General features: G+C 67.2%; 12 protein-coding genes. All 12 read left to right on the top strand.

Annotated features, from left to right (window positions below):
- Nucleotides 1–58: 58 nt before the first annotated feature.
- The 12 genes from rplL (at nucleotide 59) to MB1_RS21285 (ending at nucleotide 12,725) form a co-directional block, all read left to right on the top strand.
- On the top strand, nucleotides 59–451 hold the full coding sequence (gene rplL, locus MB1_RS21340; protein ID WP_066912434.1) for a 50S ribosomal protein L7/L12: 393 nt from the start codon (nucleotides 59–61) through the stop codon (nucleotides 449–451).
- 494 nt (nucleotides 452–945) lie between these two features.
- Nucleotides 946–2,238 (top strand): ABC transporter ATP-binding protein, encoded by a 1,293-nt coding sequence (locus tag MB1_RS21335; protein ID WP_245650302.1) that lies wholly within the window; start codon nucleotides 946–948, stop codon nucleotides 2,236–2,238.
- A gap of 21 nt (nucleotides 2,239–2,259) precedes the next feature.
- On the top strand, nucleotides 2,260–3,060 hold the full coding sequence (locus tag MB1_RS21330; protein ID WP_157084237.1) for an MlaE family ABC transporter permease: 801 nt from the start codon (nucleotides 2,260–2,262) through the stop codon (nucleotides 3,058–3,060).
- Between the two features lies 1 nt (nucleotide 3,061).
- A complete protein-coding gene (locus MB1_RS21325; protein ID WP_066912428.1) occupies nucleotides 3,062–3,922 on the top strand; it encodes an MlaE family ABC transporter permease in 861 nt (286 codons plus the stop codon).
- Complete coding sequence (locus MB1_RS21320; protein WP_066912425.1) at nucleotides 3,919–5,253, top strand: MCE family protein; 1,335 nt, start codon at nucleotides 3,919–3,921, stop codon at nucleotides 5,251–5,253. The genes MB1_RS21325 and MB1_RS21320 overlap by 4 nt, the downstream gene beginning before the upstream one ends.
- A complete protein-coding gene (locus MB1_RS21315; protein WP_066912422.1) occupies nucleotides 5,250–6,314 on the top strand; it encodes an MCE family protein in 1,065 nt (354 codons plus the stop codon). The genes MB1_RS21320 and MB1_RS21315 overlap by 4 nt, the downstream gene beginning before the upstream one ends.
- Entirely contained in the window at nucleotides 6,311–7,333 is a 1,023-nt protein-coding gene (locus tag MB1_RS21310) for an MCE family protein (RefSeq protein ID WP_066912419.1), read from the top strand. The genes MB1_RS21315 and MB1_RS21310 overlap by 4 nt, the downstream gene beginning before the upstream one ends.
- Entirely contained in the window at nucleotides 7,333–8,589 is a 1,257-nt protein-coding gene (locus tag MB1_RS21305) for an MCE family protein (RefSeq protein ID WP_066912416.1), read from the top strand. Before MB1_RS21310 ends, MB1_RS21305 begins: the two co-directional genes overlap by 1 nt.
- Entirely contained in the window at nucleotides 8,586–9,908 is a 1,323-nt protein-coding gene (locus MB1_RS21300) for an MCE family protein (RefSeq protein ID WP_084352378.1), read from the top strand. Before MB1_RS21305 ends, MB1_RS21300 begins: the two co-directional genes overlap by 4 nt.
- Complete coding sequence (locus MB1_RS21295) at nucleotides 9,905–11,170, top strand: MCE family protein (RefSeq protein ID WP_066912409.1); 1,266 nt, start codon at nucleotides 9,905–9,907, stop codon at nucleotides 11,168–11,170. Before MB1_RS21300 ends, MB1_RS21295 begins: the two co-directional genes overlap by 4 nt.
- Nucleotides 11,167–11,877 (top strand): hypothetical protein, encoded by a 711-nt coding sequence (locus MB1_RS21290; RefSeq protein ID WP_066912406.1) that lies wholly within the window; start codon nucleotides 11,167–11,169, stop codon nucleotides 11,875–11,877. Before MB1_RS21295 ends, MB1_RS21290 begins: the two co-directional genes overlap by 4 nt.
- Complete coding sequence (locus tag MB1_RS21285) at nucleotides 11,874–12,725, top strand: hypothetical protein (RefSeq protein WP_066912402.1); 852 nt, start codon at nucleotides 11,874–11,876, stop codon at nucleotides 12,723–12,725. Before MB1_RS21290 ends, MB1_RS21285 begins: the two co-directional genes overlap by 4 nt.

Genomic DNA, 12,725 nt, shown 5'->3' with positions numbered 1-12,725 from the left:
CCACACGAACACCACCTGCGGATATCCCCGCGGAACACGTACAGGAAGGACCGCCACCATGGCGAAGCTCAGCACCGATGAGTTGCTCGACGCGTTCAAGGAAATGACCCTGCTCGAGCTCTCGGAGTTCGTCAAGCAGTTCGAGGAGACCTTCGAGGTCACCGCTGCCGCCCCGGTCGCCGTTGCCGCCGCGGGTGCCGCCCCGGCCGCCGGCGATGCCGCCGCCGCCGAGGAGCAGGACGAGTTCGACGTCGTCCTCGAGGGCGCCGGCGACAAGAAGATCCAGGTCATCAAGGTCGTCCGCGAGGTCGTCTCCGGCCTGGGCCTGAAGGAAGCCAAGGACCTCGTCGAGAGCGCCCCGAAGGCGATCCTGGAGAAGGTCGACAAGGCCGCCGCCGAGGCCGCCAAGGAGAAGCTCGAGGCTGCCGGCGCCAAGGTCACCGTCAAGTAGGACGGTCACCGGCGTCAGCCGAGTACCACCCCGAGAGGGCCGCACGTCACCGACGTGCGGCCCTCTTTTTGTGTGTGTTTTGTTCGCCTTTCGTCGCACCGGGCAATCGGGTGAGATTCGGTGGGATTTGCGTGGATCAGCGGTTGGCAAATGTCAATATTCACGAATCGGACCGGTTTTCGTCCGCATTCAATCATTTCCCGTTTCGGGACCGAACCGCCGAAATGACCCGTCGATCTCTGGCCACGAAAAGTAGACCGTTCGGTCGTTCGGTCTCCGTGCGGGAGGTATTTGAGGTGTCGATCAAACGGTTGGTAGTGCGCAAAAGGCCAGGTCAAAGCCGATAAACGTCGATCGCCGGTCGCTGGGCTCGACGCGCGGATCGAGGCTCGCCGGCAACCGGGGATATCTGCGACGTGCGGTACACGCAATGGGCTACAGTGTTCTCACCCACACCCCCGGCGGGGGTGCGGGTGCGACCTATAAGGAGCGGTGTGGGCGTCGAAGTCGAAGTCAGGAACCTGACCAAATCATTCGGAGTTCAGAAGATTTGGAACGATCTCACCCTGACCCTCCCCTCGGGTGAGGTCAGCGTGCTGCTCGGCCCGTCCGGTACCGGCAAGTCCGTCTTCCTGAAGTCGCTGATCGGTCTGCTGCGCCCCGAAGAGGGCCAGATCATCATCGACGGCACCGACATCCTGCAGTGCTCCACCAAGGAGCTCTACGAGATCCGCAAGCTCTTCGGCGTGCTGTTCCAGGACGGCGCGCTGTTCGGGTCGATGAACCTCTACGACAACGTCGCCTTCGTGCTGCGCGAGCATACGAAGCTCAGCGAGCCCGATATCCGCAAGAAGGTGATGGAGAACCTCGAGGTCGTCGGTCTGATCGGCGCCGAGAAGAAGCTGCCCGGCGAGATCTCCGGCGGTATGCGCAAGCGCGCCGGACTGGCCCGGGCGCTGGTGATGGACCCGCAGATCATCCTGATCGACGAGCCCGACTCCGGTCTCGACCCGGTCCGCACCACCTATATCAGCCAGCTGTTCATGGACATCAACGCGCAGATCGACGCGACGATGCTGATCGTCACGCACAACATCGCCGTCGCCCGCACCGTCCCGGACAACATCGGCATGCTCTTCCGCCGCCATCTGGTGATGTTCGGTCCCCGCGAGGTGCTGCTCACCTCGGAGGAGCCGGTGGTCAAGCAGTTCCTGCGCGGCTCGAAGATCGGCCCGATCGGCATGTCCGAGGAGAAGGACGAGGCGCAGATGCGGGAGGAGCAGGCGCAGGTCGACGCCGGCCGCCCCGACGGCGGTGTCGACGACTTCGTCGGCATCGTGCCGCAGATGGAGCCGAGTCCGGGAATGCCGCACCGGACGGCGGTCGACCGTCGCCGCGAGCGTGTCGCCGAGATCCTGCACACGCTGCCGCCGGCGGCGCAGGAGATCATCGTCGAGGACTTCGCCGACGCGGGGATGCCCGGGTACGAGCGCCATTCCGACGCCCACTACGGTTCGGATCAGTACGACGCCGACCGCCACGACGATCAGTACCCGCAGGAGCACGACTATCAGCAGGACGGCGCCTACCAGCAGGACGAGTCCTATTACTCGCGCGAGACGGGGGATGCGTATGCCGACGGTTCGGCCGATGAACCGCCGACCCTCGTATTGCGCAAGGACGACGGGCAGACCGTCGACGCCGGACCTCGACACGGTTACCGCGACGAGCAGGGCGCACCGCGCGACGACAGATCCGAAGCCGGTGGATCGAGCGACTGGAGATAGTGACCCATATCCATGACATCCATGAAAGTACGGGTGGGACAGGGTCGGATCGCCAAGTCGGGTACCGCTGCGCTCACCCAGGCCGGAAATATCGTCGAACTGGCCGTCGACGTCGCGCGCAAGACCTTTCAACGGCCCTTCCAGTTCCGCGAATTCATCGAACAGGCCTGGTTCATCGCCAGCGTCACCATCCTGCCGACGGCGTTGGTCGCCATCCCGTTCGGCGCGGTGGTCTCCCTGCAGACCGGCTCGCTGATCAAGCAGTTGGGCGCCGAGTCGTTCACCGGCGCGGCCAGCGTGCTCGCGGTGGTCCAGCAGGGTAGTCCGATCGTGACCGCCCTCCTGGTCGCCGGCGCGGCCGGCTCCGCGGTGACCGCCGACCTCGGCTCGCGCACGATCCGCGAGGAGATCGACGCGATGAAGGTGCTGGGCATCGACCCGGTCCAGCGCCTGGTCGTACCGCGCGTGCTGGCGATGATCCTGGTGGCGCTGCTGCTCAACGGCTTGGTCGCGGTCGTCGGCGTCGCCGGCGGCTATGTCTTCAACGTGTTGCTGCAGGGCGGTACGCCCGGCGCCTACCTGGCGTCCTTCTCGGCGCTCGCTCAGCTGCCCGATCTGTGGGTGGCCGAGATCAAGGCGGCGGTCTTCGGCGTCATCGCCGGCGTGATCGCCTGCTACAAGGGACTCAACCCGGGCTCCGGACCGAAGGGGGTCGGTGAGGCCGTCAATCAGACGGTCGTCATCACCTTCCTGCTGCTGTTCTTCGCCAATCTCATTCTGACGATGGTCTACCTGCAAGCGGTTCCGGCGAGGGGTGCCTGACGTGGTTATCTCATCCGGCCGGGGCGATCAGGCCCTTCGGCAGGCCAAGAAGCTCGTCGATGCTCCTCTGGGGGTGCTCGACCGCGCCGGCGAACAGATGTCGTTCTACGGTCGCGCGATCGCCTGGATTCCGCGGGTGGCGGTGCACTACCGCAAGGAGACGCTGCGGCTGCTCGCCGAGGTGACCTTCGGCTCCGGCGCGCTCGCCGTGATCGGCGGCACGATCGGCGTGATCCTGATGATGTCCGGCTTCACCGGCGTCGTCGTCGGTCTGCAGGGCTACGCGGCGCTCGAACAACTCGGCAGCTCCGTGTTGACCGGCTTCCTGTCCGCCTACGTCAACACCCGCGAACTCGCGCCCGTCGTCGCCGCGCTGGCGCTGTCGGCGACCGTCGGCAGCGGTTTCACCGCGCAGCTCGGCGCGATGCGCATCTCCGAGGAGATCGACGCGCTCGAGGTGATGGCGGTGCCGTCGGTGCCCTTCCTGGTCACCACCCGCATGATCGCCGGATTCATCGCGGTCATCCCGCTGTACGTGGTCGGCCTGCTCTCGGCCTACCTGGCGTCACGTGCGATATCGACGACCGTCAACGGTCAGTCGACCGGCTCCTATGACCACTACTTCTCGCTCTTCCTCCCACCGGAGGACGTGCTCTGGTCGTTCGCGAAAGTGCTGGTCTTCGCGTTCGTGATCATCATGATCCACTGCTACTACGGGTACACCGCCTCCGGCGGCCCCGCGGGCGTCGGCGTCGCCGTCGGTCGCGCGGTGCGCACCGCGATCGTGGTGGTCGCCGTCCTCAACTTCTTCCTGTCGCTGGCGATCTGGGGCACCTCGACCACGGTTCGGGTCGCCGGATGAGCGCCACCGTCGGTCGGCGGCTGCTCGGGTTGGCGTTCTTCCTGGTGGTCGGCCTGTTCGTCGCCGGCTCGATCGCCAGCTACAACAAGGTCTTCACGCCGGTGGTCAAGATCGAGCTGCACGCCAACTCGGTCGGCTACGCCCTGCCCGCCAATGCGGACGTCAAGCTGCGCGGTATGACCGTCGGCGAGGTTCGCGGCACCCGGGTGGAGAACGGGCAGGCGATCTCCGAGATCGCGCTCGATCCGTCGAAGGTCGACCAGATCCCCGCGGACGTGACCGCCCGACTGCTGCCCAAAACCCTCTTCGGTGAGCGGTATATCGCGTTGACCACCTCGAGCACCGCCGATGCGTCCGGCCCGATCCGGGCGGGCGACATCATCACCGAGGACCCGCGCGGCAACGCGCTCGAGGTCGGCCAGCTCTTCGACAGCGTGCTGCCGCTGCTGGAGGCGGTCCCGCCGGAGGATCTGTCGAATACCCTCGGCGCGCTCGCCAACGTCCTGCAGGGACGCGGTGAGCAGATCGGCGAGACGATCGACCGGATCACCACGATCTTCAGCGAGGTCAACACCTCGTTGCCGGCGCTCGAGGACGACATCCGCAACTTCGCGGTCGCCGCCCAGACGTACGCCGATGCCGGTCCCAACCTGGTCCGGGCCCTGGACAACTTCCGTACCACCGGGCAGACGATCGTCCAGCAGCGCGGCGCGATCGACACCCTGCTCGCGACGGCGACGACGACCGCGAACAGCAGCGCGGCCTTCCTGGAGGCCAACCGCAACTCGATCATCACCATCGCCAACGACTCGACCGAGGCCCTGGAACTGTTCGCCGAGTTCTCGCCGACATTCGGCTGCATGCTCCAGAACTTCGTGCCGATCCGCGAGGAGGCCCGACGCATCCTCGGTGAGGGAACCGGACTGCCGGGTGTGCGCACCACGATCACCTTCGTCAATCCGCGCGGCCGCTACCTGCCGAACCAGGACGAGCCGCGCCTGTTCGAGGATCGCGGCGCCTCCTGCTTCGACAACGTCGTGCAGCCCGGTCGCTTCTTCCCGCACTACCCGGGAGGCAGTTACAACGACGGCTCCTACCAGGTGCCGATGAGCAACCGCGGTCCGGCGACGATCAACTACCTGCCCAATCCGCTCGGCTCGGCGATGCCGGCGGCCGATTCGGCGACCTCCTATGCGGGATCGGATATGGAACGCGACACCCTTGCGGTGATCTACGCCCGAGCGACCGGACAGGACCCGCAGGACATCCCGTCCTGGGCGACGCTCGTCGGCGCCCCGGTTCTGCGCGGGGCGGAGGTGTCCGAACGATGAGGGGTCTACTCGCTCCCATCATCAAGCTGGGGATCTTCGCGGTCGCCACGATCGTCGCGACCGCGACCCTCGGTCTGACGATCGCGAATACCTCGGGCGTGGGCGGCACGAAGTTCAACGCGATCTTCTCGGACGCGACCTCCCTCAACCCGCGCGACGAGGTGCGGATCGCCGGAGTGCGCGTCGGGCAGGTCGATTCGGTCGAGCTCTACGACGGCGACAAGGCGAAGGTCACCTTCACCCTCGCCGAGCGCGATTGGCTGCCGGAGTCGGTGGTCGCCAAGCTGCGCTTCCGGAACCTGATCGGCGCGCGCTACATCGCGCTGGAGGAGGGCACCGGCAATCAGGGCCGCAAGATCAACGGCGGCGGCACGATTCCGATCGAGCAGACCCGGCCCGCGGTCAACCTGACCACCCTGTTCAACGGGCTGCGGCCGATCTTCCAAACGCTGAGCGCCGACGACGTCGACAAGCTCTCCTTCGAGATCATCCAGGTCTTCCAGGGGGAGGGCGGCACGATCGGCTCGCTGGTCCGCAATACCGCGAGCCTGACCTCGACCCTGGCGGACCGGGACGCGGTGATCGGCAGCGTCATCGACAACCTCAACGTCGTGCTGACGAACTTCAACGAGCACGACGAACAGTTCGACTCGATGATCACCAATACGCAGGCGCTGATCTCCGGCCTCGCCGCCGAGCGCGGCACGGTCGGCCAGGCGGTGACCGCGATGGCGGGGCTGACCAATGCCACCGCCGACCTGCTCGAACCGACCCGGCCGGCCATCCAGTCGTCGGTCGCGTCGATCAACACCCTCGGCGGCACGATCAACGCCCGGTCCGACGATGTGAACGCGATCCTGCAAAATCTTCCGGTCAAGTTGGAGAAGTTGATTCGGGTGGCATCGAACGGTTCGTGGTTCCAGTTCTACCTCTGCGGTATCGACGTGACCGCCGGCCCGGGCTACGCACCCCAGCTGAATCTGCCGACCGGCCTGCCGACGATCAACCAACCGCTCTATACCAACTCCGCGCCGCGCTGCTCGGGGGGTGGAATTTCATGAGTACCCGTCGTTCCGCACCCGCCGCGGGTGCACTGGGCATCGTGCTGATCCTGTTGGCCACCATCTCGGCCGCCTCGATCTCCGACCTGCCCTATCTCGGTGCCGGTAGCCGCTATTCGGCCGAATTCAGCGAGGCCGCCGGGTTGCGACCGGGCAACGAGGTGCGCGTGGCCGGGGTGAAGGTCGGCCAGGTCGCCTCGGTCGAACTCGAGGGCGACCGGGTCAAGGTCGACTTCGACGTCCAGGACGTCGAGATCGGCGACACCAGTTCGGCGTCGATCCAGATCAAGACGATCCTCGGTCAGAAGTTCCTGGCGATCGACCCCTCCGGTGATCGCACGCTCGGCTACCGCGGGGTGATCCCGTTGGAGCGCACGACATCCCCGTACGACGTGGTCGCGGCCTTCCAGGAGGTGTCGAGCACCGTCGGTCAGATCGATCAGCAGCAGCTCGCCACCTCGATGGAGACCCTCGCCCAGGCGTTCTCGGAGACGCCGGACAGCATCCGCGCCGGACTCGACGGCATCACCCAACTGTCGCAGACGATCTCGTCGCGCGACGACGAGTTGCGGTCGCTGCTCGAAGCGACCGACCGGACCACCGAGATCCTCGCCGACCGCAACCAGGTGATCATGACCCTGATCACCGACGCCGGCGGGCTGCTCGACGAGCTCAACGCCCGCCAGCAGGCGATCGCGCAGCTGCTGACCGGTACCAAGCGACTGTCGGACGAGTTGACCGGTCTGATCCGGGACAACGAGGCCCAGATCAACCCCGCCCTGCAGCAGCTCCACGGGGTGGTGCAGATCCTGCAGAACAACAACGACAACATCGCCCGGGCGATCGAGATGTACGCGCCGTTCGTGCGGCTGTACACCAACATCGTCGGCAACGGCCGGTGGTTCGACCAGATGATCGTCAACGTCTTCCCGCCCGGACTGCCGGACGTGCCGGGATATCGCGAACCGATCCGTCAACTGGGTGTCGACCCGGTGCGCAGCCCGGGAGGGGGACAGTGATGGCCGCCGTCAGCGGTCTCGGACGGACGGTGGTCCTCGGCCTGGTCGCATTGCTGGTGGTGATCGCCGCCGCCGGTGTGGGCTGGTGGGCCTTCACCCGGCTGGGCACCAAGGATCTGTACGCCTACTTCGACAAGACCGTCGGCCTGTACTCCGGCTCCGATGTGCGGATGCTCGGCGTCCCGGTCGGTTCGGTCACGTCGGTCGAACCGGAGGGCGACCGCGTACGGGTCGACATGCGGATCGATCGCGGCATCAAGGTGCCGGCCGATACGCAGGCCTACCAGATCACCCCGTCGGTGGTGTCCGACCGCTACGTGCAGTTGGACGTCTACCGGGATGGTCCGGAGATCTCCTCGGGGACCGAGATCGAGCACACCCACGTGCCGGTCGAGGTCGACCAGCTCTACGCCAGCGTCTCCGAGCTCGCCGAGGCACTCGGCCCCAACGGGGCCAACGCCAACGGCGCGCTCTCGGATCTGGTCGAGGTCGGCGCGCAGAACCTCGACGGCAACGGCGAGGCGCTCGGCTCGGCGATCACCGAGCTGACCGCCGCGGTCGACGCGATCAACAACAGCCGCGGGGACCTCTACGGCACGATCGACAACCTCAGTCGCTTCGTCGATGCCCTCGCCGCCGGCGACCAGCAGGTGCGCGCATTCAATACCCAGCTCGCGTCGCTGTCCGGCTTCCTCGTCGGTGAGCGGGAGAGCTTCAACGCGGCGATCCAGCAGCTCTCGGTCACCCTGGCCGATCTGGCCGAATTCGTGCGCAACAACCGGGACGTGGTCGCCGACAATGCCAACGCCCTCGCCCCGGTCAGCCAGACCCTGATGGACGGTCGGCAGAACCTCATCGACGCGGTGACCCTGCTGCCGCTGGCGATCAACAACGTGGTCAACTCCTACGACTCGGACTCCGGCACCCTGACGTCCCGGCTGAACTTCAACGAACTGCAGGACCCCAAGCAGTTGTTCTGCAACATCATGGATCTGTCCAATCTGCGCCCCGGCGATCCGCAGTTCGAGGCGCTCGGCCGCCAGATGGCGCCGCTGGTCGACAACTGCGGCATGCTGCTCGATCAGGTCGTCACCGAGAACCATCCGCCGGACATGGTGCTGCCCTTCGGCATCCTGTCGGCCGACGAGATCCAGCGGTACGTCGTACCCGGCACCGTTCCGGGTACCCCGTCCGACCGTCTCGGCGGCAGCACGGTCTTCGACTATCTGGTCAACTCCGGTGGGGGTACCCGATGAGGCGGCACGCGAGCGTGGCGGTGGCGGTGCTGGTCACCGCCGCGGTGGCCACCGGTTGCGGTTCCCAGGGCATCTACGGGATCCCGCTGCCCGGCGGTGCCGACGTCGGCACCGATCCGATGCACATCAAGGTGGAGTTCCAGGACGTGCTCGATCTGGTGCCACAGACGACGGTCAAGGTCGACGGGGTCTCGGTCGGCCGGGTCCAGTCGTTGAGCGTCCCGAACCAGGGCTGGACCGCGGAGGTCGAGCTGCTGGTCGACCGCACCGTCCAGCTGCCCGCGAACGCGGTCGCCTCGGTGCAGCAGACCAACCTGCTGGGCGAGAAGTTCATCGAGCTGACCGCGCCCACCGATACCGCGGCCTCCGGGACGCTCGCCGACGGGGCCGTGATCCCGATCGATCGCACGTCCACCTCGACCGACATCGAGCAGCTGCTCGGCGCCCTGTCGCTGGTGATCAACGGCGGCGGCGTCGCCCAGCTGGCCCCGATCATCCAGGAGCTCAACGTCGCCCTCGACGGGCGCACCGACCGCTTCAAGGGCCTGCTCGACCAGGCGAACATCCTGATCTCCTCGCTCAACCAGCAGCGGGACTCGATCACCACCGCCTTCGAGGGCCTCGACACGTTGTCGCGCAACCTCGCCGATCAGGAGCAACAGATCAACGGCATCCTCAACGAGCTGCCACAGACGATGCAGGTCCTCGACGAGCAGCGACCGCAGTTCGTCGAATTGCTGGCCGGCCTCGACCGCCTCGGCACCGTCGGCACCGACGTCGTCGAGCAGTCCAAGGAGGGGCTGATCCGCGACCTGCGGGCGCTGCGCCCGACCCTGCAGGCGCTCGCCGCCAACGGCGACGCCCTGGTCACCGACCTGGCGCTGCTGCCGACCTTCCCCTTCCCCGACGGGGTGGAGAAGACGGTGCTGGGCAACTCGGTCAACCTGTTCATCAGCGTCGACCTGCAGATCGGCAACCTGCTGTCCAACCTCGGTGTCGGCAAGCAGGAACCGGCGTACATGCCGCCGCCGGCCGGTAGCTATCAGCCGCCGATCGACCCGTCGAACCCGTACTACAACGGCAATGGGCCGCGCCCCGGCTGGCCGACGGTCTCGCTGGTGCCGATCCTGCCCAATATCAACCAGCTGGTCCCGCAGCCGCCGGGGCAGCAGGCGGCCGCGCCGGTGCCGGTCACCAGCCCGCTCGATCCGCTCGAGGGCGTCCTGGAACAGTTCGGTCTCCAGCCGGGCGCGCTGGGCCTGAATATTCCCGGCATCGGGACACCGACACCACAGGACACGACGGGAGGTCAGCCGTGAGATCGAAATTGGTCACCGTACAGCTCGGCGCCTTCCTGCTGGTCGCCGTGCTCGGACTGGTCTACGTCGGCGCCAACTACGTGCGGCTGCCGAATCTGCTGGGCTTCGGCCGCTATACCGTCTACGCCGACTTCACCGACTCCGGCGGCATCTTCGAGAACGCCGAGGTCACCTACCGCGGCGTTCCGGTCGGCCGGGTCGGTCAGCTCAGCCTGATCGACGACGGCGTGCGGGTGGAGTTGCTGCTCGACAGCGGCGGCCCGGACATCCCCGCGCAGACCGAGGCGAGCGTGGTCAACCGTTCGGCGATCGGCGAGCAATTCGTCGACATCGTGCCGACCACCGATGCCGGGCCGTACCTCGAGAACAATTCGGTGATCCCGCGCGAGGTCGACGGGCAGCCGAATACCACGATCCCGGTGCCCGTCCAGGACCTCTTCTCCGACGTGCAGAACCTGGCGACCTCTGTTCCGGTCGACGATCTGCACACCCTGGTCACCCAACTGGGCACCGCGCTCGACGGCAAGGACAACGACCTGATCCGCCTGGTCGAGTCCCTCGATTCGCTCTCCGCCGACGGCGTGCAGTACCTGCCGCAGACGATGACCCTGATCAACAGCGGCCAACCATTCCTGGCCACCCAGGCCGAGCAGTCGGGGTCGATCGCCCAGTTCAGCTCGGACCTGGTGTTGATCACCGAGCAACTGCGCAACAACGACCCCGACCTGCGGCGACTGATCGACAACGGCACCCCCGCCGCGCAGGAGGTCGGTGCGTTGATCGATCAGGCCGGCCCGGGCCTGACCACCAGCCTCGGCAATATCGCCGGTCTGGTCGAGGCGCTCGCGCCCCGGTCGATCGCGCTGCGGCCGCTGCTGACCCTGCTGCCCGCGCTGGGACTGGCGGCCGCCACGTCGGTCACCCCCGGCGACGGCACGATCCATCAGGGCATCATCTTCGAGACCAACAACCCGCCGCCGTGCACCGTCGGCTACGAGGGCACCGCGGCGATCATCGCCCAGCAGAAGGCCGCCGATCCGAGCTTCGATCCGACCCTGCAGGACTATCCGATCAACCTGAACGCCGACTGCCGGGTTCCGTTCGGCTCGGCCACCGGCGTGCGGTCGGCCTCGCGCATCATCTACGCCGATCCCGAGATTCCGCAGCCCTGGGACAACACCCCCAAGCGGGATCCGGACAAGCTCGACCTGCGACCGATCGCGGCGCAGCTCGCGTTCCTGATGGGAGTCACCACCCGATGACCGTCGTTGGGGCACCGGCCGACACCGGTGACGAGGCCGGTACCGTCGATCCGGTGGTGGAGGCATCCGTGACAGATACATCCGGGACAGGCGCCAGGCGCTCGGCGTGGCCGCTGGTCGCGCTCGCCGCGCTGGTCGTGGTTCTTGCCGTCGTCGCCGGATTCCTCGTATTCGGCTGGGTCCAGGCGCTGCAGCAGACGCGGATCGCCAATGCGAGCGATGCGGCACTGACCGGGGCGAGGCAAGCCGCGATCAACCTCAACTCCGTCGATCCGAACAACCTCGACGACACCTTCGCGAATATCGCGTCGTCGATCACCGGCGACGAGCTGACCAATGGTCTCAACGAGTCGCGCGGTCAGTTCGAGCAGATGTTCTCCGGCAGCGGGGTCACCGTGACCGCTACCGCCCATCGGGCCGGCCTGTCGGCGTTCGACTACGACGACGGCACCGCCGAGGCCCTCGTGGTGCTCGACGTGTCCACGGCTCGTCCCGAACTGGCGGAGCCGGCGATGACGCGGCTGACCGTCAGCCTCGATATGCAGAACGTCGACGGTGCCTGGCGGGCCTCGCAGATCGCTCAACTGGGCAATGCGATCTCGCTCAACAACCCGGCCGGCGCGGCGGCCGCCCCGGACCAGCAGGCGCCCGCCGATCAGCAGGCCCCCACCGACCAGCAAGCACCGGCGGAAACGGGGACACCGTGACCGAGTCCGACCGCAAGAACCCCCGGTTCGCCCCCGAGCGTCGACGTCCGGTCGGCGGCCATCCGGCGCGTCGTCCGCGGGTCGCCGGCAGCCGCCGGACCGAGACCACGGTGACGACCTCGCCGGTCGACGCGGCCCCCGCGTCGCCCGTCGCCCCGGAGACGGTCGTCCCGCCGGTCGAGACGAAGATGTCGGTCGAGGACAAGACGGTCGAGAACAAGGCGGTCGAGGACAAGGCGGTCGACCTCGCGAAGACCGGGATCGCCGAGTCCGGGATCGCCGGCGCGGATGAACGGGCCGGTGGGGACGAGCCGGACCTGCCGGTCGTCCCACCCGTCATCGTCTCGCGCACCAAGCGCGGTCCGATCCGGCGGTCGATCTGGGCGCTCGTCGCGGTGGCCGCGGTCCTGGTCGGACTGATCGTCGTGGCCGCGATCCGACCCGGCGTGCACACCGGCAACCAGGCCTGGGTGGACTCGGCGGCTACCGGCGAGGTCCTCGACGCCGCCAAGAACGGCCTCGCGACCGTGCTGTCCTACAACTACGAAACGATCGACCAGGACCAGGACAACGCCCGCGGGGTATTGACCGGCGATATGCGCGAGCAGTACGACGTGACCGCGCAGGCCACGAAGGACTTCGCCAACCAGGTCAAGGCATCGGCGACCGCGATCGTCGACCCGACCGCGATCACCCTGCTCGACGGCGACCGCGCGGAGATCGTGGCCAGCGTCACCGTCAACGCGGTGATCGACGGCGTCGACCAGGGCTTCGTGGTGACCCCGGTCGCCGCCCAGCTCGAGCAGGTCGACGGGCAGTGGCTGATCTCGCAGGTCCTCGACCGCTGA

Source organism: Millisia brevis NBRC 105863 (genome assembly GCF_001552615.1).
Lineage (GTDB): Bacteria > Actinomycetota > Actinomycetes > Mycobacteriales > Mycobacteriaceae > Millisia > Millisia brevis.
The sequence above is the reverse complement of the archived record's forward strand: the minus strand, read 5'-3'. Positions and strand labels throughout refer to the sequence as shown.